Genomic DNA, 24887 nt, shown 5'->3' with positions numbered 1-24887 from the left:
GAGGGGATGGCGAGAGACCTGGAAAGAGCACCAGCACAGGACGTCCGGCTCGTGCCCTGGTCAAAGGACGACTTCGACCTGCTCGTACGGCACAACGCACCCGAGATGACGGCGCACTTGGGCGGTCCCGAGCCCGACGAGAAGCTCCTCGACCGGCACCGGCGCTATCTGGGACTCGAAGGCGGCCGCAGCGGCCGGATGTTCCGGATCGTGGCGGGCCCCGGGGAGAAGACGGCCGGGATCGTCGGCTTCTGGGAGACCACCCACCGGGGCGAGGACGTCTGGGAGGCCGGATGGGGTGTGCTGCCCGAGTCCCAGGGCCACGGGATCGCGGGCGCGGCGGTACGCCTGGTGGTGGCCGCGGCCCGCGGCGCGGGCACGCACCGCCACCTGCACGCGTTCCCCTCCGTGGACAACGCCGCGTCCAACGGGGTGTGCCGCAAGGCGGGCTTCGTCCTGCTCGGCGAGGAGGAGATGGAGTACCCGAAGGGCCACTGGATGCGCTGCAACGACTGGCGGATCGACCTGACGCAGGGGTAGCCGGGAGCAGCCTTGAGCAGCGGCCGGAACGGGCGGCCGACCGGCCGGGAGGTCAAGGGTCCCCCCGGGGGCAGCAGTAGTACGAGGGCCATAAGTAGTACGGGGGTCAGAAGTAGTACGGGGGGTCAGAAGTAGTACGAGTCCCCGGAGTCGAGGACGAGCACCGCATGCTCGTTGTTCCGCGGATTGAGGTCGACGGCACCACCGTTCCAGACGGTGCCCACCGTCACCGTGACCTCGCGCGGCGCGCCCCGCAGCCGCACGGCGAGGTGCAGCCGCTCCCCCTGCCAGCCCGCGGGAAGCGCCCCCGTGCGGCACAGCACGCCCCGCTCGCCCGACCGCACGCAGGCTCCCGGCAGGCGCACGCCGTCCTCCAGCGGCACGGACCAGACGAGCCTGACCGTGGCGCCGGGGACGTCGTCGGGCCCGTGGTTCTCCGGCGTCAGCGAGACCGCCGCGAGCCCGCGGGTCATGGCGATGCGCCCGTGATAGGCCACGTCGGCCTCCGGCTCCGCGCCCGCACCACCCCCACCGGCGACCGCACCTCCGCTCCCGCCCAGCACGGCCGCCACGACCACGGCCCCCACACAGAGCACCCGCACGACAACCTCCACGACGCACACGAACCGGCCCGCCCCGGCAACCATGACCGGCACTGACTAGAACGTTCGATACAGACCACCGTCATGTATGCCACCCGGCGCCGCTCCGGACCCCCAAAAACCCCACATGCCACCCTGATGACCATGTCGGTCGCCCGCTCCGCAGCTCTCTTCGTCGTCGCCGCCCTCTTCGAGATCGGAGGCGCCTGGCTGGTCTGGCAGGGCGTGCGCGAACACCGTGGCCAACTGTGGATCGGCGCCGGAGTGCTGGCGCTCGGTGCCTACGGCTTCGTCGCCACCCTCCAGCCCGACGCCGAGTTCGGCCGCATCCTGGCCGCGTACGGCGGGGTCTTCGTGGCCGGTTCGCTCGCCTGGGGCGCGGTCGCGGACGGTTACCGGCCCGACCGCTGGGACGTCACGGGCGCGCTGATCTGCCTCGCGGGCATGGCCGTGATCATGTACGCCCCGCGCGGCGACTGAGGCGCCCGACTCCCCGTGGGGCCCGGGCCCAAGCCCGCCTATGCTGACCGGACCGGCTCAGCACGGAACGCACGTACGCAGCCGGATCCGACCCGAAACCGGACCCGAACCCCAGGGAGCCCCGCATGGCAGCCGCCGCCGAATCGCCCCGCAAGCCCGGCATCGCGATCGTCACCGGTGCCAGCGGCGGCATCGGCGCGGCCACCGCACGCGGCCTCGCGGCGGCAGGCCACCGGGTGGTGCTCACGGCCCGCCGCAAGGACCGCATCGAGGCCCTGGCCGCCGAGCTGACGGCCGCGGGGCACGACGCGACGGCGTACGCCCTCGACGTCACCGACCGCGCGGCCGTCGACACCTTCGCGTCGGCCTTCCGCAAGGTGGCGGTCCTCGTGAACAACGCGGGCGGCGCGCTCGGCGCCGACCCGGTCGCGACGGGCGACCCCGATGACTGGCGCCAGATGTACGAGACGAACGTCATCGGCACCCTGAACGTCACCCAGGCCCTGCTCCCCGCGCTCACCGCGAGCGGCGACGGCACCGTGGTCGTGGTCTCCTCGACGGCGGGCCACGGCACGTACGAGGGCGGCGCCGGATACGTGGCGGCCAAGCACGCCGAGCACGTACTCGCCGAGACCCTCCGCCTGGAGATCGTCGGCACCCCGGTCCGCGTGATCGAGGTCGCCCCCGGCATGGTCAGGACGGAGGGCTTCGCGCTGACCCGCTTCGGCGGCGACGAGGAGAAGGCGGCCAAGGTCTACGCGGGCGTGGCCGAGCCGCTCACCGCCGAGGACGTGGCGGACACGATCACCTGGGCGGTCACCCGCCCGCCGCACGTCAACATCGACCTCCTCGTGGTCCGCCCCCGCGCCCAGGCCTCCAACACGAAGGTCCACCGGGAGCTGTGATGACGTACGCCGCCGACGACCCCGGCTCCCCCGGTGGCTCGCCCGACTCCCCGGACCCGCTGGCCAGGCTCACCTACGAACAGGAGTCCCGCCGCCTGGCAGAGGAGAAGAAGAACGAACGCATGGTGTGGTGGTACCTCGCGTACTTCCTCTTCGGCATCCACATCGTCGCCTTCGTCATGATCTACGCGGTCACCCACTCCGGGTAGGCGCCCGCTCAGCCCCCGACGCCAGACACCCGCTCAGCCCTTGACGCAGACGACCTGCTTCAGCTTCGCCACCACCTGGACCAGGTCCGTCTGCTGGTCGATGACCTTGTCGATGGACTTGTACGCCCCGGGGATCTCGTCCACGACACCGGAGTCCTTGCGGCACTCCACGCCCCGCGTCTGCTCCTCCAGGTCCTGTGTGGAGAACCGCTTCTTCGCGGCGTTGCGGCTCATCCTGCGGCCCGCGCCGTGCGACGCGGAGTTGAAGGACGCCTCGTTGCCGAGGCCCTTCACGATGTACGAGCCGGTGCCCATCGAGCCCGGGATGATGCCGTGGTCACCGGAGCCCGCGCGGATCGCGCCCTTGCGGGTGACCAGCAGGTCCATGCCGTCGTACCGCTCCTCGGACACGTAGTTGTGGTGGCAGGAGATCTCCTGCTCGAAGTCGGGACGGGCCTTCTTGAACTCCTTGCGGATCACGTCCTTCAGGAGTTCCATCATGAGCTTCCGGTTGTACTTCGCGTACTCCTGCGCCCAGAACAGGTCGTTGCGGTACGCCGCCATCTGCGGGGTGTCCGCGATGAAGACCGCCAGGTCGCGGTCCACCAGGCCCTGGTTGTGCGGCAGGTCGCGGGCGACTCCGATGTGGTGGTCGGCGAGCTCCTTGCCGATGTTGCGGGACCCGGAGTGCAGCATGAGCCACACCGAATCGGACATATCTACACAAATCTCTACGAAGTGATTGCCCGACCCAAGCGTTCCCATCTGCTTCACGGCCCGTTCCTGACGGAATTTGACCGCCTCCGCCACGCCGTCGAACCGCCCCCAGAAGTCGTCCCACCCCCCGGTGGCCACCCCGTGGAAGCGCCCAGGCCCGACGGGGTCCTCATGCATCCCCCGCCCCACCGGAATCGCCTGCTCGACCTTCGAGCGCAGCCGGGACAGGTCGTCGGGCAGGTCGGCGGCCGTCAGCGACGTCCTCACCGCCGACATTCCGCAGCCGATGTCGACCCCCACCGCGGCCGGGCACACGGCACCCTGCATGGCGATGACCGAGCCGACCGTGGCGCCCTTGCCGTAGTGGACGTCCGGCATCACGGCCAGGCCCTTGATCCACGGCAGCGTGGCGACGTTCTGGAGCTGCTGCATCGCGGCACCCTCGACCGTCCTGGGGTCCGCCCACATCCGGATGGGCACGTTCGCACCCGGCAGTTCCACGTACGACATGACTTCCTCATTCCCCCGTACAGCAACAAAAGACGTGAAGCGCAAATACCGGCGCCAAGGTCGACGTATGAGACAACGGACCGGCATCCACAGCGGCGCGTGCGATACACATTGTGTCCACCGGCCGTCCGCCGGCGGCAACCGAATAACCAGGCCGTCCACGTCGAGAGGAGCCAGCACGGTGCAGCGGAGGGTCTACGTACCGGGCGCCGCCGCGCTCCTCATGGTGCTGCTCGCGGGGTGCACCGGCAACTCGGGCACCACCGGCGGCGACGACGGCAAGCCGGGCGAGTCCGGCAGCTCCACGGTCGTCGCGGAGCCCGGCAAGTACCGCACGCTGCCCGAGCCCTGCGGCGCGGTCGACCAGTCCTCGCTCGACTCCCTGCTGCCCGGCATCACGGACATCGAGGACTCCGTCCAGCGCGAGAAGGCCTACGAGGGCGCCGCCACGGTCACCTACGACAACGACCGGCGTGTGGGCTGCCGCTGGAAGGTCGAGGCGCCGGACGCCACGCACCATCTGCTGATCGACTTCGAGCGCGTGGTGTCGTACGACGGGACGGTCAGCGACGACACCCGCGCCGAGGACAACTACCGGGCGAAGCTGACGGAGGCGGGCATTCCGGAACCGTCCGACGCCGAGTCCCCGGAGGGCGGCGACGAGAACGGCGGGAGCGACGAGCCCGGTGCCACGGACGGGGCCGGCGGGACCGACGCGTCCGACGCGTCCGACGGCCCCACCGCGGGTGAGGACGGCAAGTCCGGTGCCACCGCCCGCCCCGACGGCTCCCGCGGCTCCCGCAGCTCGCACAAGGCCGAGGACCCCGCGGCCCGCCCCACAGGTCAGGCCGACGACGGCGCCGGGGACGACCCCGGCCCCGATGCCGCCGACGACCCCGCGGCCACCCGCTCCACCCCCGACGGCTACGAACCGCGCACCCTCGACGACCTGGGCGACGAGGCCTTCGTCAATGACGCCCTCGCGACCGCCGCGTCGGCCACCCGGCACCGCACCGTGACTGTGGTGTTCCGCACGTCGAACGTGATCGTCACCGTCGAGTACGACGAGCAGCCCGCCCGCCGCACCGAGGTCCCCGATTCCAAGGAAATGCAGGACAACGCGCGCGAACTGGCCGGGAAGCTCGCCGACAGGTTCGACGGCTGACGCCCCCGCGGCCCGCCCGCGGGCTGCCTCGAACCCGGGTCACCCGGTTCGCACACCGCGTACGGTGACTCAACGGCCCCATCGAACGGCACGGACGCCGAGCGACCCGAGTGAACCCGTGAACCTGAGTGAAGGAACCATGCACCGACCCGCACAGCGACAGCGACAGCGACTCACCCGCGTTCTTGTGGGCGCGGCCGCCGTACCGGTGATCCTCTTCGCCTCCGCCTGCAGCGGCGACGACTCCGGATCGGACGGGGACAAGAAGGACACCGGCGCCGCCGAGTCCTCGGCCGCCGCGTCGGGTGGCGCCGACGGCTCCGGCGACAAGCCCGCCGAGGTGGAGAAGGCGGCCTTCAGCAAGCTCCCCGAGCCCTGTGCCGCGCTCTCCAAGAAGACGCTCGGCGACCTCGTCCCCGCCGCCAAGAACAAGTCCGGCAAGGCGGGCACGTCGGACGACGTGTCCACGCGCGGCAACTGCACCTGGGACAGCCTGGACAACAACGGCGTCGACGGCTCGCAGTTCCGCTGGCTGCGGGTCTCGCTGAACCGTTTCGAGTCCGACCAGTCGCTCGGCGCGGGCGCCAAGCGCGCCCAGACCAACTTCACCAAGCAGGTCACCGACGCCCAGGCGGCGAAGGACGCCAAGGGCGTCAAGACCACGCCGGTGCAGGGCGTGGGCGACCAGGCGACGCTGGTCAGCTATGACGTCAAGAAGGACAAGGACACCTTCAAGCAGCAGACGCTCGTGGCCCGCGTGGAGAACGCCGTCGTCACCGTCGACTACAACGGCGCGGGTCTCGCGGGCGACAAGTCGCCGGACGCGTCCTCGCTCGCCAAGGACACCCAGAAGGCCGCCAAGGAGGCCGTCGCGGCGGTCACCGCCGCCAACAAGGCGGGCGGCGCCGAGGGTCCGGCCACGGGTGGCAAGGACGCCGAGAAGGACAAGGGTGCCGGGGACGGCAAGGGCGCCGAGGAGTCCAAGGACCCCAAGGGCTCCGAGGACAAGGGCTCCGAGGACTCCAAGGGCTCCGGCGAGGGGTCCGGTGCCGCGCCGGAGAACGACGCGAAGAGCTGACCCCTCCCCCGACACACCATCAACTCGCCGCCCCCGCAGGGAGATTGAAGAAGCAGTTGCAGGAGCCCGGCCGTCGCTGCGGCCGGGCTCCTGCCGTACCGGCGTACGAGTGCCCGCACGGATGTGCCAGGCTGTCGCTCGCAACACGCCGGGCAGGCACCGGTACGGACACAGGCAGGGAGGGGTTCGCGGGTGGCCGCGATGCAGCTAACGCGCATGCACCGGATACTCATCGGGGTCGTCGTCTTCGGTGCGCTCGTCATCGCGGGGATCGGCTTCGCGGGGTCGTACGCGGCCGTGCGCGAGCTGGCCGAGAAGAAGGGCTTCGGCTCCTTCTCGATGGTGTTCCCCATCGGCATCGACGCGGGCATCTGCGTCCTGCTGGCGCTCGATCTCCTGCTGACCTGGACCAGGATCCCCTTCCCGCTGCTCCGCCAGACGGCGTGGCTGCTCACGGCCGCCACCATCGCCTTCAACGGCGCCGCTGCCTGGCCGGACCCGCTGGGCGTGGGCATGCACGCGGTCATCCCGGTGCTGTTCGTGGTCGCGGTGGAGGCGGCGCGGCACGCGATCGGCCGGATCGCCGACATCACGGCCGACAAGCACATGGAGGGCGTGCGCCTGACGCGCTGGCTGCTCTCCCCCGTGCCGACGTTCCTGCTGTGGCGGCGCATGAAGCTGTGGGAGCTGCGCTCCTACGACCAGGTGATCAAGCTGGAGCAGGAGCGCCTGGTGTACCAGGCCCGGCTGCGGTCCCGCTTCGGCCGCTCCTGGCGCCGCAAGGCCCCGGTGGAGTCCCTGATGCCGCTGCGCCTCGCCCGTTACGGCGTACCGCTCGCGGAGACGGCTCCGGCGGGCCTGGCGGCAGCCGGTATCGAACCCGCCCTGCTCCCGCCCATGACTCCGGCCACCCCGGCCCCCCACAAGCCGGAGCTGACGAAGCCCGAGCCCCCGACCCCCGCGGCCCTGACCAAGGCCCCGTCCCCCGACCCCCGCCCCCTCCCGGACCCGGTGCCCGCCCCGGCGCCGGAGCCCGCCCCCGAGGAGCACCCGCACCCCGAGGAGCAGCACCCCGGCGCCCACGTGAGCCCGTGGTTCGCGGCCCCGCAGCCGCCGCAGCAGTACGCCGAGGGCCCGGTGTCGTACGACCCGGAGGCCCCGTACGACGAGTGGTACGAGGAACAGGCACAGGGGCAGGGACAGGGCTACGCCGAGCAGTTGGCGTACGAGCAGCAGCAGTACGCCGACCAACAGGCCTACGAGCAGCAGGCCTACGAGCAGCAGACTCACGCCCAGCAGGCCCACGCCCAGCAGGCCCACGAACAGCAGACTCACGCCCAGCAGGCCTACGAGCAGCGGGCCGAGGCGGTCGACGACGGCTCGGGCTTCCGTGTCCCGGCGGGCCCGGGCCGCACCCGCCCCCTCGCCAACCCCCCGCTGATCCCGGGCCCGCGCGAGGAGCAGGCCCCGGCCCCCGAGAGCGCCCCTGAGCCCCTCCCCGAGCCCGCCGCGGCGGAGGGTGCGGGGCTGCCGGACGACATGACCCGCGAGGAGGCGTACTTCAACGCCTTCCGCAAGTATGTGAGCGAGCTGGGCGACTACCCCAACGCCCGCCAGTTCAGCCTGTACCTGATGGACCTGTACGGCGTCACCGGCCAGTCCGGCGGCCCCCTGACGGAGAGCACGCTCCGCCCGTACCTGCGCGACTTCCGCGACCGCTACCAGCGCTCGCTCGACGAGGACGCCGAACACATCGCGTAGCGGCCCGGCCCCCGCGACGCCCTAGGGCCTGTCGTCAAACTCCCTCCGTCCAGTACGAGGACCTGCGCCCGGCACGCCGAGAGCACGCGCCTGACGCCGCGGGGCCGCCCTCCGGGCGACGGAGGGAGTTTGACGACAGGCCCTAGACCCCGAGCAGCTTGCGTACCCGCTCCGCTCCCACGGCGAGGAGCAGCGTGGGCAGGCGCGGGCCGGTGTCGCGGCTCACGAGCAGGTGGTACAGGAGCGCGAAGAAGGTGCGCTGGGCGGTCTTGATCTCCGGCGGGAGTTCCTTGGGACCGGCGTCGGCGGAGAAGCCGGCGCGGACCTTCGGGACGCCGTACACGAGGTGGGTCAGGCCGTCCAGGGACCAGTGGGAGTCAAGGCCCTCCAGGAGCAGCCGGAGCGACTCGCGGGCCTCCTCGTCGAGGGACGCGAGCAGTTCCGTGTCCGGGGTGTCCCGTACGACCGTGCGCTGGTCGGCGGGGACATGGGCGTTGATCCACGCCTCGGCCCTGTCGAGGCGCGGCCTCGCCTCGTCGAGGGAGGCGAGGGGGTCGGCCGGGTCGAGCTCGGACAGGATGCGCAGCGTCTGGTCCTCGGCGCCGGCGGTGATGTCCGCGACGGAGGCGAGCGTGCGGTACGGCAGCGGGTGCGGGGTCGCGGGCAGCGGCCCCGCGGCCGTGCCCACGGCGCGCGCGTACGCGGCGGCGTCGGCGGGCAGCGCGGATCCGTCGGCGACCTTCGCGGCGAGCTTGTCCCACTCGTCGTAGAGCCGCTGGATCTCCTGGTCGAAGGCGATCTTGAAGGCCTGGTTGGGCCTGCGGCGGGCGTAGAGCCAGCGGAGCAGCGGCGCTTCCATGATCTTCAGCGCGTCGGCGGGCGTGGGCACGCCGCCGCGCGAGGAGGACATCTTGGCCATGCCGGAGATCCCGACGAAGGCGTACATGGGGCCGATGGGCTGGACGCCGTCGAAGATCTGCCGGACGATCTGCCCGCCGACGACGAACGAGGAGCCGGGCGAGGAGTGGTCGACGCCGCTGGGCTCGAAGATCACGCCCTCGTAGGCCCAGCGCATCGGCCAGTCGACCTTCCACACCAGCTTGCCGCGGTTGAACTCGCTCAGGCGCACGGTCTCCTCGAAGCCGCAGGCCGTGCAGGTGTAGGCCAGCTCGGTCGAGCCGTCGTCGTAGGAGGTGACGGTGGTGAGGTCCTTGCCGCACTGCCCGCAGTAGGGCTTGTACGGGAAGTACCCGCCGGCGCCACCGCTGCCGTCGTCCTCGGCGGCCGCGCCGGAGCCCTCGGCGGCCTCCAGCTCGGCCTCGTCGGCAGGCTTCTGCTGCTGCTTGCCCTTGGCCTTGGCCGGGTCCTTCTTCGTGCGGTACTGGTCGAGGATCGCGTCGATGTCGCCGCGGCGCCGCATCGCGTGCAGGATCTGCTCGCGGTAGACCCCGGAGGTGTACTGCTCGGTCTGGCTGATGCCGTCGTACTCCACGCCGAGCTCCGCGAGCGAGGCCGCCATCGCGGCCTTGAAGTGCTCGGCCCAGTTCGGGTACGCGGACCCGGCGGGCGCGGGCACGGAGGTCAGCGGCTTGCCGATGTGCTCGGCCCAGGACTCGTCGACGCCGGGGACGCCCGCCGGGACCTTGCGGTACCGGTCGTAGTCGTCCCAGGAGATCAGGTGCCGGACCTGGTGGCCGCGGCGGCGGATCTCGTCGGCGACGAGGTGCGGGGTCATGACCTCGCGGAGGTTGCCCAGGTGGACGGGTCCTGAGGGAGACAGGCCGGAGGCGACGACCACAGGTTTGCCCGGGGCACGACGCTCCGACTCGGCGATGACCTCGTCCGCGTAGCGGGAGACCCAGTCGGTGGTATCGGTGCTCTGAGCCACGGTCGGCACGTCCTCTTGTTTCCTCGGGATTCAGGGAATCTGGCGTGAGCCATTCTCCCAGACGGCGGGACCCGGTCCGGGGTTGCGCCCGGCGAGGCGCACGGGGGCCTGCCGGGGCGGTTTTATCCGGGCGAACCGGCGCCCCTCCCCATGGGACACTTGACGCTCACCCTGATGCACGCCATTTACCAGAACGGAAGCTCATGGCCCCGGTCACGTCCCTCAGCGCATCCGTCCACCAGCGTCTCGCGGACGCCCTCTCGGCAGCGCTGCCGGAGGCCGGAGCCGCGGACCCGCTGCTGCGACGCAGCGACCGGGCGGACTTCCAGGCCAACGGCATCCTCGCGCTGGCGAAGAAGGCGAAGGCCAACCCGCGGGAGCTCGCCACCAAGGTCGTCGACTCGATCGACGCCCCTGAGCTGCTGCGCGACGTCGAGGTGTCGGGCCCCGGCTTCCTGAACATCACGGTCACGGACCGGGCCGTCGTGGAGACGCTCGCGGCCCGCGCCGCCGACGGCGACCGCCTCGGCGTGCCGTTCGCGGAGCACCCCGGCACCACGGTGATCGACTGGGCGCAGCCGAACGTGGCCAAGGAGATGCACGTCGGCCACCTGCGGAACTCGGTGATCGGCAACGCCGTGAAGCGGATTCTCGAATTCACCGGCGAGAAGATCGTCAACCGGCACCACATCGGTGACTGGGGCACCCAGTTCGGCATGCTCATCCAGTACCTCCTGGAGCACCCGCACGAGCTGGACCACAAGCAGACAACTGCCGAGGGCGAGAAGGCGGGCGAGGAGGCGATGTCCAACCTCAACCGCATCTACAAGTCCGCCCGGGTGCTCTTCGACTCCGACGAGGAGTTCAAGACCCGCGCCCGGCGCCGGGTCGTGGATCTCCAGGCAGGTGACCCGGAGACGATCGCGCTCTGGCAGCGGTTCGTGGACGAGTCGAAGATCTACTTCTACTCGGTCTTCGGCAAGCTGGACGTGGAGATCCACGACGAGGACATCGTCGGCGAGTCGGGCTACAACGACATGCTGGCCGAGACCTGCCGGCTCCTTGAGGAGTCGGGCGTCGCGGTCCGCTCCGAGGGCGCGCTGTGCGTGTTCTTCGACGATGTGAAGGGCCCCGACGGCAACCCGGTCCCGCTGATCGTCCAGAAGTCCGACGGCGGCTTCGGCTACGCGGCCACGGACCTCTCCGCGATCCGCGACCGCGTCTTCAACGTGAAGGCGGACACGCTTCTGTACGTGGTCGACGCCCGCCAGTCCCTGCACTTCAAGATGGTCTTCGAGACGGCGCGCAGGGCGGGCTGGCTGACCGACGACGTCAAGGCGGTGCAGCTCGCCTTCGGCACGGTCCTCGGCAAGGACGGCAAGCCGTTCAAGACCCGTGAGGGCGAGACGGTCCGGCTGATCGACCTGCTCGACGAGGCGATCGACCGGGCGACGGCCGTGGTGCGCTCGAAGGCCGAGAAGGTGGGCCTGAGCGAGGAGGAGATCCTTGAGAACGGCCGGCAGGTCGGCATCGGCGCCGTGAAGTACGCGGACCTCTCCACGTCGGCGGTACGGGACTACAAGTTCGACCTGGACCAGATGGTCTCGCTGAACGGCGACACATCGGTCTACCTCCAGTACGCCTACGCGCGCATCCAGTCGATCCTGCGCAAGGCGGGCGAGGCCCGTCCCGTCGCGCACCCCGAGCTTGACCTCGCCCCGGCGGAGCGGGCCCTCGGCCTGCACCTGGACCAGTTCGCGGCGACGGTCGCGGAGGCCGCCGAGGAGTACGCCCCGCACAAGCTGGCCGCGTACCTGTACCAGCTCGCCTCGCACCTGACCACGTTCTACGACCAGTGCCAGGTGCTCAGCGCCGACAACCCCGCCGAGGTCGTCGAGAACCGCCTGTTCCTCGTCGCCCTCACGGCCCGCACCCTCAACAGGGGTATGGAACTCCTGGGCGTCCGCACCCCCGAGCGCCTGTAACGGTCACGGACCAGTTGCCTGCCCCCCGCTGCGGGCAACTGGTCCGGCGAGCCCCAGTCGAAGCCGCCGCAGCCCTTCGGCGATCTCATCGGGCGTCTGCGTGACGAAGCACAGCCGGAGGGCCTCGGGCTCCGGTTCCCCGGCGAAGAACGGCGCCCCCGGCACGTACGCCACATTGTGGGCGACAACGCCGGGCAGCAACGCGGTGGCGTCGTACCCCGAAGGCAACCGCACCCAGAGGAACATCCCACCCTCGGGCCGATTCCACGAGGACCCGGCAGGGAGGGCGTCCCCGGCCCCGGCGAGCATGGCATCCCGCCGCTCCCGGTACACCCCGGCCACCCTGGCCACATGCGCGTCCAGGTCATGGTCCGCGAGATACCGCGCGGCGGCGAGCTGATTGACGGTGGGAGTGTGCAGATCGGCGGCCTGCTTGGCGATGGCACAGGCCCGCCGCAGCGCGCCGGGCGCCCGCAGCCACCCGAGGCGCATTCCCGGCGCCATCACCTTGGAGAAGCTCCCAAGCACCACGGTCCGGTCCTCGGCACCGGCGTACGAGGCGATCCAGGGAACGCGCTCGCCCTCGAACCGCAGCTCCCCGTACGGGTCGTCCTCGATGATCCACACCCCGCGCCGGGCGGCGACCGCGGCCACGGCGGCCCTGCGGTCCCCCGGCATGGTCCTGCCGGTCGGGTTCTGGAACGTGGGCACGGTGTAGAACAGCTTGGGCCGGTGCTCGGCGACGAGCGCGTCCAGGGCGTCCGGGTCGACGCCGTCGTCGTCCCCGGGCACGGCCACGACCCGCGCGCCCGCGAACGCGAACACCTGAAGTGCCGCCAGATAGCAGGGGTTCTCCACGAGCACCGTGTCACCGGGTTCGACGAGCGCGGTGGCGAGGAGCGAAAGGCCCTGCTGTGAGCCGGTGGTGACGAGCAGGTCGTCGGCGCCGGTGGCGAGGGAGCGGGTCGTGTACCGCTCGGCGAGCGCGGTGCGCAGCGCGGGCTCGCCCTCGGTCGTCGAGTACTGCATGGCCCGCTCCGGTGCCGCGTCGAACACGGCCTGGTAGGTGGCGGCGACGTTGCGCACGTCGAAGAGTTCGGGCGCGGGCAGGCCGCCGGCGAAGTTGATGACCTCGGGCCTCGCGGTGATCGCGAGCATGTCCCGTACCGGCGAACCCCCGATGGCGGCGGCACGCGCGGCGAGCGGCGGCGTGGGGGCGTCGGCGGGGGCGCTGCTGGTGACCGTCATCGGGTTCCCTTCCCTACGTGAAGTCCCGGGCAGGGTAAGCACGCGGGTGCCGCCTACAACAGCCATTCCGCGATACGGACCGCGGGCTACCGCACCACTTCCACGCCCCCGTCCGGATTGCGCTCGACCTCGACCCACTTCTTGCTGTCGAGGGAGTACCCGAACGTGGGGTTGTCGCCCTCGCCGCTGGTGCGGAACGGCTTGCCCGAGTCGTCGATCCGCACGGTGCCGTGCCGTTTGCCGCTGGACCACTCCAGTTCCAGGAACCAGCTCACGTCGTGCGCCTTGACGTCGGCGTCGACGTAGAAGGCCGCGGGGTCCTTCTCGCTCACCTTGTACGGGAAGTTGACCTCCCCGGATTTGGGTGTCAGGCGCGGGACCGACACGTCGAGGTTCACGTCGAAGGAGTGCTGGGGCACATTGCCGCCGCAGCCGACGCCGACGTACCCCATCTCGTAGGCGTTGCGCTTGAGCGGCGCTCCGCTGCCGACGACACGGACGTCGAGCGACTCCAGGACGACGGTGTCGTCGCCCGTGCCCTGGACGACCAGTTTCACGGTCTGCCGCCCCGCGGGGACGGCGCCGTTCGCGTTCACCCAGCCGGGGGCGTCCTGCTCGTTGGGCGGCGGGGAGAGGCGCTTGGGCTCCCTCGCGACGAGGTACGGGGTGCCGCAGGGGTCGTACCAGTAGTGCGGATGCGTGGACACCGTCAGGGGCACCGCGTCGGACGCCGTGCCGGGGGCACCGGTGCCGCCGCCGCCCGAGCCCCCGGAGGACGCCGGGCCGCCCTTGCCCGTGGGCCCCTTGGCCCCGCCGGGCTTCCCGTCCCCGGCTTCGTCGCCGTCGCCTTCGCCTTCGCCGCCGCCCTTCTTCTTCCCGGGCGTGTGTCCGGCGGACGCCTTGGCCGACGGGCTCTGCTTCCGCTCCCCGCCCTCGGCGTCCTCGCCCGCGGCGGTCGGCACGCTGTCGGCGGACGTCTTCCTGCCGTCACCGGAGGACCCGCCGCCGAACCCGGACTGCAGGGCGAGCGCGGTACCCCCCAGAGCGAGCACGGCCCCCACAGCGGCAACAACGACCAACCGCCGCCGCTTCCCCGACGCCTGCGTCGGCACACTGTCCGTCACGAGCGGCACATCGGGCGCCCCTTCGAGCCCCTGCTCCGGCCGCGCGTCCCCACCCCGCTCCTGCTCCCGCTGTGGGCAATCGTCCCGCAGGGCGGGACGGGTGGGCACAGCCCCGTGTTCCGGCACACCGGACGCAGGCAGCACCCCGTCCCCGGGAGCACCCCCACGTTCCGGCTCCCCGAACTCGGGCGGCACGCCACCATCCGCGGGGGCGCCACCATCCCGGCGCCCCCGCCCCGCATCGGCGACGATCCACCGCCGATGAAGCTCCACCAGCTCCTCCGGCGAAGCCTTGCAGAGACGACCCAACCGCTCCACTGGGGCGAACTCCACCGGCACGGCAGTGCCGTTCACATACCGGTGCAGCGTCGACGTGCTCATGTGCAGCCGCTTGGCCAGCACCCCGTAACTGAGTCCGGACCGCTCCTTGAGCTCCTTCAGCAGGTCGGCGAATCCCTCTGCCCCCACCGTTCCTCCGTCCCGTGCGACCGTTCCAGACGAGACCTGTCCCCCCAGGTCAGAGCCAGTACGGCCATTCCAGCGTCCCGTACTTCCCGGCCGGGCTGGCCCCTGGGACGAAGCGGCGTACAAGCTTCAGCCATCCAAGCACGCCGACCGGGCCCTCCGGCCAGGAGGCGCGCTTCTCCCCCGTATGTACGTCATGCACATCACATCCACGAACCCGTCGAGAGGGATCACTCATGCGCACCCGTATGTTCGCCGCCGCCACCGTCGCGCTCGCAGCGCTGTCGCTGACGGCGTGCGGGGGCAATGATGACGGAGTACGGGACGAGGGCGCGTCGAAGCCGTCCGCGGCCGACAGCGGCGACGGAGCGGGAAGCGGCACCGAGCCCACGTCGGACAGGACGCGCACCACCGGTTCCGGCGAGTCCACCGGCGCCGGCGGCTCCGACGGCGCGGCGACGGACCAGGGCGCGGACAGCGATCCGAACGCTCCCGAGAACCGCGTCCCCTGCACCGCCGCCAACACCTCCGTCACGGCCACCCCGGTCACGCGCCCGCTGAACCACATGCTGATCACCGTCACCAACACCGGCTCCACGATGTGCGACCTGGCGGGCCATCCGATCCTCAAGTTCGAGGGCGCCCAGTCGGTGCCGCCGGTGATCGAGGAGAGCAAGCCGCAGGCGGTCACGTCGCTGAGGCCCGGCGCCAAGGGCTACGCCGCCGCGATCCTGCTCGCCGGTGACGGCAGTGGCGGCGCGAGCCGGCAGGTGAACAGCCTGGAGGTCGGCTTCGAGGGCAGTGACGAGTTCGCCGACGCCACGATCCCGGCGGAGGGCGTGAACATCGACAGCTCCCTGCGCGTCACCTACTGGCAGTCCGACTCCGCGTCGGCTCTGAACTGACCCGCGCCGCACCGCGCACCGCGCGCACCCCGTACACGTACGGAACCCCGTACACGTACAGACCGGCACCAGACCGGCAACGAACCCGAGAGGCACCACGATGCGCAACACGTCCCGCACCCGCACCTTCGCCACCCTCGCCCTGGCCGCCGCGGCCCTGACCGCCACGGTCTCCGCGGGCACCGCCCAGGCCGCCCCCGCCGCGGCGGGCCACGTCACCTGTTCCGCCGCGAACACCGAGGTGACCGTCAAGAAGGTCAACAGCCCGGTCAACCACCTTCTCCTGAAGGCCACCAACACCGGCGGCAAGACCTGCTTCGCGTACAACGCGCCGTACCTGCGATTCGACGACGCGCAGTCCGCGACCGCGGTCAACCGCGACAGCGTCCCGCAGGCGGTCGTCTCGCTGGAGCCCGGTCAGTCGGCGTACGCGGGCATCCTCACGTCGACGCCGCAGGGCACGCACGGCTACCAGGCCCGTGACCTCGGCGTGTCGTTCGCCAACCGCGCCTGGACCGGCAGCGTGGGCGGCTCGAAGGACCTGAAGCTGCCCGGTGGCGGCGTGTACCTGGACAGCTCGGCCGCGGTCACCTACTGGCAGCCGAACGCCGCGGCCGCCCTCGCCTGGTAGTCCGCGCGGCGGGCGCCGGAGCCGGGCGCCTGCTTACCTTGCGGTGAGTACCGCACCAAATAGTCGGTACTTGTCGCTCCCTACGGGTCTGGCGAGGATCGAGATGTTCCCCAGTGACACCTCGATCCTCGCCAGTGCCTATCCAGGAGCACCCATGCCTGCCACCGACCACACTCCCGCCTCCCGCCCCGTCTCCGTCCTGGGCCTCGGCATGATGGGCACCGCCCTGGCGGCGGCCCTGCTGAAGGCGGGCCACCCCACCACCGTCTGGAACCGCAGCGCCGCGAAGACCGGGCCGCTCGTCGCCCAGGGCGCGACGCCCGCGGACACCGCCCGGGACGCGGTCACCGCGAGCCCCCTCGTCATCGTCTGCCTGACGACCAACGACAACGTGCGCGACCTGTTCGCCCCGCTCACCGATGAGCTGCGCGGCCGCACCCTGGTGAACCTGACCAACGGCACGCCCTCCCAGGCACGGGACCTCGCCGCCTGGGCGCGGGAGCACGGCGTCTCCTACGTGGACGGCGGCATCATGGCCGTACCACAGATGATCGCGGGCCCGCAGGCGTACATCCTCTACAGCGGCGACGAGGACGCGTACACGGCGCACCGCGACACGCTCGCCGCCCTCGCGGACACCAAGTGGGTGGGCACGGACGCGGGCCTCGCCGCGCTGTGGGACCTCGCCCTGCTGACCGGCATGTACGGCATGGGTCTGGGCGTCTCGCAGGCCTACGCCCTGATCGGCAGCGCGGGTGTGCCCGCGAAGGAATTCGCGCCGCTCCTGCTCGACTGGGTCGTCGCGATGACCCAGGGCATCGTGCCGGGCACCGCCGAGGCACTCGACTCCGGACAGCACCTCACGGACGTGTCCAGCCTGGCCGTGAATCAGGCGGCGGTGCCCAACCTCGCGCAGGCGTTCGCCGAACAGAGCGTCCAGGACCTGCTGTTCGCGTCCCTGCGACCGCTCCTGGACCGTGCCGTCGCCGAGGGGTACGGCGCCGACGGTCTGTCCCGCCTCTCCGAGCTGCTCAAGACGCCGTAGGGCAGCCAGGCCGAGAGCCGCCACGGCATCACGGGACGAGGACCACCTTGCCGGTCGTCCGCCGCTGTTCGAGGGCCGCGTGCACCTCGGCGGCGTGCGACAGCGGGAACGACTGGACGGCGGGCGTGAGATGGCCCGCCGCGGCGGCGGCCAGGGCGCGGCGCTCGTGCTCCGGGCGGTCCTCGGGCCGCGTGATGAGCCGCATCAGGGCGTCGACGTAGGTGAGGCCGCGCGCTGCGAGGACGTCCTCGCCGGGCGCGAACTCCTCCTGGGACGCGGACCCGATGGACACGAACCGGCCACCCTCGGCGAGCAGCCCGAACGCGGCCGCCGCCTTCGCCCCGCCCACCCCGTCCAGGACGACGCTGACGCCGCGCCCGCCGAGCCGCGCCCGCACCTCGTCGTCCCAGCCTTCCGCGTCGTAGTCGACGGCGACGACCTCGGGGCCGCCGTCGGCGCCGAGCTTGCGTACGGCGGCGACCTTGGCGGGTCCGCCCGCGGCGCCGACGACGACCGCGCCGAGCTCGTGCGCGTACTGCACGACGAGCCGCCCCACACCGCCCGCCGCCGATGTCACCAGGACGACGTCATCCGGGGTGAGTGCGGCGGTGTCGAGGAGGCCGACGGCGGTGGTGCCGGTGACCACCATGGCGACGGCGGCCTCGAAGCCGAGCCCGGCGGGCACCGGGTGCAGCTCGCCGACGTCGGCGACGGCCAGTTCGGCGTAGCCGCCGGGGGTGCCGTACGCGGTCACCACCGGCCGCCCCAGCCACTCCTGCCCCACTCCGGGACCCACGGAGTCCACCACACCGGCGACCTCCCCGCCGAAGATCGCGGGCAGCTCGGGCAACGGTGGCGCCAGGTCACCGCCCGCGCCCGCCCGCAGCACCGTCTCGATGAAGTGCACCCCGGCGGCCCGCACGGCGATCCGCACCTGCCCGGGCGCGGGTATGGGGTCGGGCACTGTCTCGTACCGCAGGTTGGCGGCGGGCCCGAATTCATGGAGTACGACGGCGTACATCTGGTCCTCCCGGAGGTGGGAAACGGCTCGATGCACCCACCCTCGAACCTCAACAGCGGTTGAAGTCAAGAGACTCCAACCGCTGTCAGGTACCGCGACGCGACCGCCGTCGCTCCAGCTACGACTGCAACCGCCGCGCCGCCTCGGTGGCCCAGTAGGTGAGGATGATGCTCGCGCCCGCCCGCTTGATGCCGGTGAGGGACTCCATGATCGCCCGGTCCCGGTCGATCCAGCCGCGCTCGGCGGCGGCCTCGATCATCGCGTACTCGCCGGAGACCTGGTACGCGGCGACGGGCACCTGGGCCGCGTCCGCGACCTTGGCGACGATGTCGAGGTAGGGCCCCGCGGGCTTGACCATCACCATGTCGGCGCCCTCTTCGAGGTCGAGCGCCAGCTCCCGCAGGGACTCCCGGATGTTGGCCGGGTCCTGCTGGTACGTCTTGCGGTCACCCTTGAGCGACGATCCCACGGCGTCCCGGAAGGGCCCGAAGAACGCCGACGCGTACTTCGCCGTGTACGCGAGCACCGCGACGTCCTCGTGCCCCGTCTGGTCGAGCGCGTCCCTGATGACGCCGATCTGGCCGTCCATCATCCCGCTCGGCCCCACCACATGGGCACCCGCGTCGGCCTGGACCTGCGCCATCTCCGCGTACCGCTCCAGGGTCGCGTCGTTGTCGACCCGGCCCCGCTCGTCCAGGACACCGCAGTGCCCGTGGTCGGTGAACTCGTCCAGACACAGGTCGGACATGACGAGCAGGTCGTCCCCGACCTCCGCCCGCACATCCCTGAGCGCCACCTGGAGAATGCCGTCCGGGTCGGTGCCCACGGTGCCCGGGCCGTCCTTCTTGGACTCCTCCGGCACCCCGTACAGCATGATCCCGCTGACCCCCGCCGCGACCGCCTCCGCGGCGGCCTTCTTCAGCGTGTCCCGGGTGTGCTGCACCACCCCCGGCATCGACCCGATCTCCATCGGCTCCGCGATGCCCTCCCGCACGAACGCGGGCAGCACCAGATCGGCCGGGTGCAGCCGGGTCTCGGCGACCATGCGCCGCATGGCGGGAACCGTACGCAGCCGCCGCGGCCGCGCCCCCGGGAACGAACCGTACGTACTCACTCCTGCATCCACCTCACCGTGATTTGGCTGTTTGCTTCACCCGCCCGCTCGAACTCTCGCCGGTGCGGCAAGGTTTCAGCCCGTCGAGGGGGTACCCCCTGCTCCTTGAGAGCTTGGGGGAGTTTGAGCACGAGGCGCGGAGCGCCGACAAACCGCCAGGGCTACGGCGCCGCCGCCCGCCGCCGCCGCGCCCCCGGCCGCCGCTCACTGGGCCGAGTGACGGCGTCGCCCGCCTCCAGGGCGGCAGCCCGCCGCGCCGCCCCGAACTGAGCCAACGCCTCGGCGAGCTTGTGCACGGAAGGCTCCGGAGCCATGACGTCCACCCGCAACCCGTGCTCCTCCGCGGTCTTCGCGGTGGCGGGCCCGATGCAGGCGATCACGGTCACGTTGTGCGGCTTCCCCGCGATGCCCACCAGGTTCCGCACGGTGCTCGACGAGGTGAAGAGCACCGCGTCGAACCCGCCGCCCTTGATGGCCTCCCGGGTGTCCGCCGGCGGCGGCGACGCCCGCACGGTCCGGTAGGCCGTCACGTCGTCGACCTCCCAGCCCAGGTCGATGAGCCCGGCGACAAGCGTCTCCGTGGCGATGTCGGCCCGCGGCAGGAACACCCGGTCGATCGGGTCGAAGACGGGGTCGTACGGCGGCCAGTCCTCCAGGAGACCGGCGGCGGACTGCTCCCCGCTGGGCACCAGATCCGGCTTCACGCCGAAGGCGATCAGCGCGGCGGCGGTCTGCTCGCCCACCGCGGCGACCTTGATCCCGGCGAAGGCACGGGCGTCGAGCCCGTACTCCTCGAACTTCTCCCGCACCGCCTTGACGGCGTTGACCGACGTGAAGGCGATCCACTCGTAGCGCCCGGTCACCAGGCCCTTGACAGCCCGCTCCATCTGCTGCGGCGTCCGCGGCGGCTCGACGGCGATCGTCGGCACCTCGTGCGGCACCGCGCCGTAGGAACGGAGCTGGTCGGAGAGAGAGGCGGCCTGTTCCTTGGTACGCGGCACGAGGACCCGCCACCCGAAGAGCGGCTTCGACTCGAACCACGACAACTGGTCGCGCTGCGCGGCCGCGGAGCGCTCACCGACCACGGCTATGACGGGCTGCCCGCCGTCCGGCGACGGCAGCACCTTGGCCTGCTTGAGCACCTGCGCGATGGTGCCGAGCGTCGCGGTCCAGGTGCGCTGGCGCGTCGTCGTACCTGCGACCGTCACCGTCATCGGGGTGTCCGGCTTGCGCCCGGCGGAGACCAGCTCGCCGGCGGCGGCCGCGACCGAGTCCAGGGACGTGGAGACCACCACGGTCCCGTCGGACGCGCCGACCTCCCCCCAGCAGCGCTCGGAGGCGGTACGCGCGTCGACGAACCGCACGTCGGTGCCCTGCGCGTCCCGCAGCGGGACACCCGCGTACGCGGGCACCCCGACCGCGGCCGCGATGCCGGGCACCACCTCGAAGGGGATGCCCTCGGCGGCGCAGGCGAGCATCTCGCCCGCCGCGTACGCATCAAGGCCCGGATCGCCGCTCACCGCACGCACGACCCGCCTGCCGCCCCGCGCGCCCTCCATGACAAGATTGGCGGCGACTGAGGCCGACGGCCCGTCGATCTTCGCTGACGTGCCGTCAGCGGCCTGCGGGAGAGGTGTGTCCACACCCCCTCGGGCATGCACACGTACGACATCGAGAACATCCGGCTCGGCGATCAGCACATCCGCTCGGGCCAGCGCCTCGACGGCGCGCAGAGTCAGCAGTCCCGGATCTCCGGGTCCGGCACCCAGAAAGGTGACGTGCCCGTGTGCGGGAATGCCGGGAAGGTTCGAGGTGGGGCTCAAAGTGCTCGCTCCCCCATCAGACCGGCCGCGCCCTTGGCAAGCATCTCGACGGCGAGTTCCCGTCCGAGTGCCATCGCCTGGTCGTGTGTCCCGGGCACGGGACCGGTGGTGGACAGATGCACCAGCGTCGAGCCGTCGGTGGCACCGACGACGCCGCGCAGGCGCATTTCCTTGACAATCTGCCCGTCGGTCAGGACGTCGGCCAACGCACCCACAGGTGCGCTGCAGCCGGCCTCCAGAGCGGCGAGCAGGGATCGCTCGGCGGTCACGGCGACCCGCGTGTACGGGTCGTCGAGCTCGGCGAGCGCGGCGGCGAGTGACGCGTTGGTCGCTGCGCACTCGATCGCCAGTGCCCCCTGGCCGGGGGCGGGCAGAACTGTGTCGACCGACAGGAAGTCGGTCACCTCGTCGGTCCGGCCGACGCGGCTGAGTCCCGCGGCGGCGAGCACGACGGCGTCGAGCTTCCCGTCGCGTACGTATCCGATGCGGGTGTCGACGTTCCCGCGGATCGGCACGGTCTCCATGGACAAGCCGTGGCTGCGCGCGTAGGCGTTCAACTGCGCCATGCGGCGCGGCGAACCCGTGCCCACGCGGGCCCCGTCGGGAAGCTGCGCGAAGGTCAGCCCGTCCCGGGCGATCAGCGCGTCCCGCGGGTCCTCGCGCTCGGGCACCGCGGCGAGCGTCAGCTCGGCGGGCTGGGCCGTGGGCAGGTCCTTCAGCGAGTGCACGGCGAAGTCGACCTCACCGGCGAGCAGCGCGTCGCGCAGCGCGGTGACGAACACCCCGGTGCCGCCGATCTGCGCGAGGTGCTCGCGGGAGGTGTCGCCGAACGTGGTGATCTCCACCAGTTCGACGGGCCGCCCCGTCAGTTCGGTGACCTTCCGTGCCACCTGCCCGGACTGGGCCATGGCCAGCTTGCTGCGCCTGGTCCCGAGTCGCAGAGCCTTCTCGGTCATGCGCGGCCTCGCTTGGATTCGTCGTTCTCTTGGAGCTGGAGTTGCTGGAGCTGCTGGTCGGGGCGCCCGGCCGCGTTGGTCAGGAGATCGGCCCGGGAGAGGGCGGCGACCGTCTCCGGGTCGAGGTCGAACAGGGTGCGCAGGGCGTCGGCGTACCCGGCGCCGCCGGGCTCGCTGGCCAACTGCTTCACCCGCACGGTCGGCGCGTGCAGCAGCTTGTCGACGACGCGGCGCACGGTCTGTGTGATCTCGGCGCGCTCCTTGTCGCCGAGCGCGGGCAGCCTGCCGTCGAGCCGGGCCATCTCGCTGCTGACGACGTCGGCGGCCATGGTGCGCAGGGCGACGACGGTCGGCGTGATGTGCGCGGCCCGCTGCGCGGCGCCGAACGCGGCGACCTCGTCGGACACGATCGTGCGCACGGCGTCCACGTCGGCGGCCATCGGCGCGTCCGCGGAGGCGTCCGCCAGGGACTCGATGTCGACGAGCCGCACGCCGGTGAGGCGGTGCGCGGTGGCGTCGATGTCCCGGGGCATGGCGAGGTCGAGCAGGTGCAGCGCGGCGCCGCGCGCGGCGGAGGCCAGGGCGGCCGGGGCCGTACGGCTCGTGCGCGCCGGAGCACCACCTATGGCGGGGCTGTTGCCGACGAGCGCGGCATGCTGCTCGTACGCGGTCTCGTCCCCGACCTCGGGGCCCACGGGACAACCGTCCGCGGTGCTGGGGGCCGGGGTGTCGGCGGCGGGGTCCGGGCGATCGCCGCGGGCCGGGGCCGGGGTGATCACGCAGTCGTCGTCGGGGCAGGCCACGGAACCGTCGTCCGTCGTCGGCGTACCGGCGCGTCCCGCGAGCGCCGCCATGACGTCGGCGGCGGTGAGGACGAGACCCGTCGCTCCGGTGCAGGACACGGCCACGTCGGCACGTGTAAGTTCCTTCGCCACGCTGTCCATCGGGACGGCGCGGGCGGTGACTCCGGTGCCGCCGTCGCCGAGGATCGCGGCGAGGCGCTCGGCCCGCTCCAGGGTGCGGTTGGCCACGACGACCTCGTCCACGCCGGAGCGCGCGAGCGTCGCGGCGGCCAGCGAGGACATGGAGCCCGCGCCGATCACCAGGGCGCGCTTGCCCTTGGCCCAGGCGGACACGGACTCGCGGCCCGCGAGCTGTTCGAGGCCGAAGGTGACGAGCGACTGCCCGGCCCGGTCGATGCCGGTCTCCGAGTGCGCCCGCTTGCCCACGCGCAGGGCCTGCTGGAAGAGGTCGTTGAGGAGGCGGCCCGCGGTGTGCAGCTCCTGTGCCCGCGCGAGCGAGTCCTTGATCTGGCCGAGGATCTGGCCCTCGCCCACGACCATGGAGTCGAGCCCGCACGCCACCGAGAACAGGTGGTGGACGGCGCGGTCCTCGTAGTGCACGTACAGATGAGAGGTGAGCTCCTCGAGGCCCACGCCGCTGTGCAGCGCGAGCAGCGTCGACAGCTCGGCGACGCCCGCGTGGAACTTGTCCACGTCCGCGTACAGCTCGATGCGGTTGCAGGTCGCGAGCACCGCGGCCTCAACCGCGGGCTCGGCGGCCACCGTGTCGTGCAGCAGCTTGGCCTGCGCGCCGACAGTGAGCGCGGCCCGCTCCAGGACGCTGACCGGGGCGCTGCGGTGACTGAGGCCCACGACGAGGAGACTCATGCCGGCATCACGGCGGGGACGTCCCCGTCGGGTCCCTTGCGGTGGTCCTTGGCGACGGCGGGCGCGGCCGTGCCGTCGTCCGCCGCGGCGTCCTCGCCGGCCTTGCGCTGCTCGTGGAAGGCGAGGATCTGCAGCTCGATGGAGAGGTCGACCTTGCGCACGTCGACGCCGTCCGGCACGGACAGGACGGTCGGCGCGAAGTTCAGGATGGAGGTGATGCCCGCGGCCACGAGCCGGTCGCACACCTGCTGGGCGGCGCCCGCGGGGGTCGCGATGACGCCGATGGAGACGCCGTTGTCGCTGATGATCCGCTCGAGGTCGTCCGTGTGCTGCACCGGCATGCCCGCGACGGGCTTGCCGGCCATGGCCGGATCCGCGTCGATGAGGGCGGCCACGCGGAACCCGCGCGAGGCGAACCCGCCGTAATTCGCGAGCGCGGCACCGAGGTTGCCGATGCCGACGATGACAACCGGCCAGTCCTGCGTCAGACCGAGCTCACGGGAGATCTGGTAGACGAGGTACTCGACGTCGTAGCCCACGCCCCGCGTCCCGTACGAGCCGAGGTACGAGAAGTCCTTGCGCAGCTTCGCGGAATTGACCCCCGCGGCCGCGGCCAGCTCCTCGGAGGAGACCGTGGGCACCGAGCGCTCCGACAGCGCGGTCAGAGCCCTCAGGTACAGCGGAAGCCTGGCGACGGTGGCCTCGGGAATCCCTCGGCTGCGGGTCGCCGGTCGGTGAGTTCGGCCAGTTGCCACGGTGCTCCTGCGGGTAGAGCGGGGCTGAAGGCGGGCTGGCACCCGTTGTCGTGTCCCCAGACCGCCCCGTCGACAGCAGGCTATGTCTTTGTGAACGCGTGCACAAAGATGGTGTCCGATTTGCCCGGCCAACGTGACCGGGGTCACGCACCCTCGGCGCACTTCCGTGGAACCGGCGCACGGCCTGGAACGACACTCAGCCGACGGGGGCAAAACCGCACACACCCTTCACGATCACGCCCCCGAGATCTCAAAACCGACCCCCGATGCTAAACGACTTTCCGGACAGC

Annotated in this window: 22 protein-coding genes; 11 read left to right on the top strand and 11 right to left on the bottom strand. The window is 71.7% G+C overall.

The features are described 5' to 3' along the window. The first annotated feature begins 6 nt into the window (after positions 1-6). Positions 7-540, top strand: coding sequence for a GNAT family N-acetyltransferase (locus IG78_RS0120295; RefSeq protein ID WP_225882129.1), 534 nt, complete (start codon positions 7-9; stop codon positions 538-540). A 125-nt stretch (positions 541-665) separates the two neighbouring features. Here IG78_RS0120295 and IG78_RS0120290 read toward each other — a convergent pair whose 3' ends face one another. Then, positions 666-1187 (bottom strand): hypothetical protein, encoded by a 522-nt coding sequence (locus IG78_RS0120290; RefSeq protein WP_051852797.1) that lies wholly within the window; start codon positions 1185-1187, stop codon positions 666-668. Between the two features lie 99 nt (positions 1188-1286). Here IG78_RS0120290 and IG78_RS0120285 point away from each other — a divergent pair, with 99 nt between their 5' ends. The 3 genes from IG78_RS0120285 to IG78_RS0120275 all read left to right on the top strand — a co-directional run bounded on the left by IG78_RS0120285 (position 1287) and on the right by IG78_RS0120275 (position 2736). Beyond that, entirely contained in the window at positions 1287-1622 is a 336-nt protein-coding gene (locus IG78_RS0120285; RefSeq protein ID WP_030565217.1) for a YnfA family protein, read from the top strand. 125 nt (positions 1623-1747) lie between these two features. Further along, complete coding sequence (locus tag IG78_RS0120280; RefSeq protein ID WP_030565215.1) at positions 1748-2527, top strand: SDR family NAD(P)-dependent oxidoreductase; 780 nt, start codon at positions 1748-1750, stop codon at positions 2525-2527. Beyond that, the gene (locus tag IG78_RS0120275; protein WP_030565213.1) at positions 2527-2736 is read left to right on the top strand and encodes a hypothetical protein; all 210 of its coding nucleotides are present in this window, start codon (positions 2527-2529) and stop codon (positions 2734-2736) included. The genes IG78_RS0120280 and IG78_RS0120275 overlap by 1 nt, the downstream gene beginning before the upstream one ends. A gap of 33 nt (positions 2737-2769) precedes the next feature. On the opposite strand, the gene IG78_RS0120270 is transcribed toward IG78_RS0120275, so the two are convergent. Then, complete coding sequence (locus IG78_RS0120270) at positions 2770-3963, bottom strand: RtcB family protein (protein WP_030565211.1); 1194 nt, start codon at positions 3961-3963, stop codon at positions 2770-2772. A gap of 181 nt (positions 3964-4144) precedes the next feature. Here IG78_RS0120270 and IG78_RS0120265 point away from each other — a divergent pair, with 181 nt between their 5' ends. The 3 genes from IG78_RS0120265 to IG78_RS0120255 all read left to right on the top strand — a co-directional run bounded on the left by IG78_RS0120265 (position 4145) and on the right by IG78_RS0120255 (position 7967). Next, complete coding sequence (locus IG78_RS0120265; protein WP_030565208.1) at positions 4145-5128, top strand: hypothetical protein; 984 nt, start codon at positions 4145-4147, stop codon at positions 5126-5128. Positions 5129-5267: 139 nt separating this feature from the next. Then, the gene (locus IG78_RS42330; RefSeq protein ID WP_051852796.1) at positions 5268-6206 is read left to right on the top strand and encodes a hypothetical protein; all 939 of its coding nucleotides are present in this window, start codon (positions 5268-5270) and stop codon (positions 6204-6206) included. A 216-nt stretch (positions 6207-6422) separates the two neighbouring features. Further along, positions 6423-7967, top strand: a complete 1545-nt coding sequence (locus IG78_RS0120255; RefSeq protein ID WP_030565204.1) for a DUF2637 domain-containing protein — start codon at positions 6423-6425, stop codon at positions 7965-7967. A 142-nt stretch (positions 7968-8109) separates the two neighbouring features. On the opposite strand, the gene lysS is transcribed toward IG78_RS0120255, so the two are convergent. Then, positions 8110-9864 carry a lysine--tRNA ligase gene (gene lysS / locus IG78_RS0120250; RefSeq protein ID WP_030565202.1) on the bottom strand — a complete coding sequence of 585 codons (1755 nt, stop codon included), beginning with the start codon at positions 9862-9864 and terminating at the stop codon, positions 8110-8112. 194 nt (positions 9865-10058) lie between these two features. Here lysS and argS point away from each other — a divergent pair, with 194 nt between their 5' ends. Beyond that, on the top strand, positions 10059-11840 hold the full coding sequence (gene argS / locus IG78_RS0120245) for an arginine--tRNA ligase (RefSeq protein ID WP_030565200.1): 1782 nt from the start codon (positions 10059-10061) through the stop codon (positions 11838-11840). A 3-nt stretch (positions 11841-11843) separates the two neighbouring features. Here argS and IG78_RS0120240 read toward each other — a convergent pair whose 3' ends face one another. Continuing rightward, on the bottom strand, positions 11844-13088 hold the full coding sequence (locus IG78_RS0120240; protein ID WP_030565198.1) for an aminotransferase-like domain-containing protein: 1245 nt from the start codon (positions 13086-13088) through the stop codon (positions 11844-11846). Positions 13089-13174: 86 nt separating this feature from the next. Continuing rightward, positions 13175-14680 (bottom strand): helix-turn-helix domain-containing protein, encoded by a 1506-nt coding sequence (locus IG78_RS0120235; RefSeq protein WP_030565196.1) that lies wholly within the window; start codon positions 14678-14680, stop codon positions 13175-13177. A 233-nt stretch (positions 14681-14913) separates the two neighbouring features. Between IG78_RS0120235 and IG78_RS0120230 the strand changes: the two genes are divergently transcribed. The 3 genes from IG78_RS0120230 to IG78_RS0120220 all read left to right on the top strand — a co-directional run bounded on the left by IG78_RS0120230 (position 14914) and on the right by IG78_RS0120220 (position 17258). After that, positions 14914-15582, top strand: a complete 669-nt coding sequence (locus IG78_RS0120230; protein ID WP_030565194.1) for a DUF4232 domain-containing protein — start codon at positions 14914-14916, stop codon at positions 15580-15582. Between the two features lie 100 nt (positions 15583-15682). Beyond that, complete coding sequence (locus IG78_RS42325; protein WP_030565192.1) at positions 15683-16213, top strand: DUF4232 domain-containing protein; 531 nt, start codon at positions 15683-15685, stop codon at positions 16211-16213. Between the two features lie 154 nt (positions 16214-16367). After that, positions 16368-17258 carry an NAD(P)-dependent oxidoreductase gene (locus IG78_RS0120220; protein WP_030565190.1) on the top strand — a complete coding sequence of 297 codons (891 nt, stop codon included), beginning with the start codon at positions 16368-16370 and terminating at the stop codon, positions 17256-17258. Between the two features lie 28 nt (positions 17259-17286). Here the strand turns inward: IG78_RS0120220 and IG78_RS0120215 are convergent, their stop codons facing one another. The 6 genes from IG78_RS0120215 to IG78_RS0120190 all read right to left on the bottom strand — a co-directional run bounded on the left by IG78_RS0120215 (position 17287) and on the right by IG78_RS0120190 (position 24597). After that, a complete protein-coding gene (locus tag IG78_RS0120215; protein ID WP_030565188.1) occupies positions 17287-18279 on the bottom strand; it encodes a zinc-binding dehydrogenase in 993 nt (330 codons plus the stop codon). Positions 18280-18397: 118 nt separating this feature from the next. Continuing rightward, the gene (gene hemB, locus IG78_RS0120210; RefSeq protein WP_030565186.1) at positions 18398-19393 is read right to left on the bottom strand and encodes a porphobilinogen synthase; all 996 of its coding nucleotides are present in this window, start codon (positions 19391-19393) and stop codon (positions 18398-18400) included. A 161-nt stretch (positions 19394-19554) separates the two neighbouring features. Continuing rightward, positions 19555-21216 (bottom strand): bifunctional uroporphyrinogen-III C-methyltransferase/uroporphyrinogen-III synthase, encoded by a 1662-nt coding sequence (locus IG78_RS0120205; RefSeq protein ID WP_030565183.1) that lies wholly within the window; start codon positions 21214-21216, stop codon positions 19555-19557. Continuing rightward, complete coding sequence (gene hemC, locus IG78_RS0120200; protein ID WP_030565181.1) at positions 21213-22172, bottom strand: hydroxymethylbilane synthase; 960 nt, start codon at positions 22170-22172, stop codon at positions 21213-21215. Before hemC ends, IG78_RS0120205 begins: the two co-directional genes overlap by 4 nt. Further along, positions 22169-23842 carry a glutamyl-tRNA reductase gene (locus IG78_RS0120195; RefSeq protein WP_051852795.1) on the bottom strand — a complete coding sequence of 558 codons (1674 nt, stop codon included), beginning with the start codon at positions 23840-23842 and terminating at the stop codon, positions 22169-22171. The genes hemC and IG78_RS0120195 overlap by 4 nt, the downstream gene beginning before the upstream one ends. Further along, positions 23839-24597, bottom strand: a complete 759-nt coding sequence (locus tag IG78_RS0120190) for a redox-sensing transcriptional repressor Rex (RefSeq protein ID WP_030565176.1) — start codon at positions 24595-24597, stop codon at positions 23839-23841. Before IG78_RS0120190 ends, IG78_RS0120195 begins: the two co-directional genes overlap by 4 nt. Between the last annotated feature and the right edge of the window lie 290 nt (positions 24598-24887).

The sequence above is a fragment of the Streptomyces aureocirculatus genome, from assembly GCF_000720475.1.
GTDB classification, from domain to species: Bacteria; Actinomycetota; Actinomycetes; order Streptomycetales; family Streptomycetaceae; genus Streptomyces; species Streptomyces aureocirculatus.
This window is presented reverse-complemented; position numbering and strand designations above follow the sequence as displayed.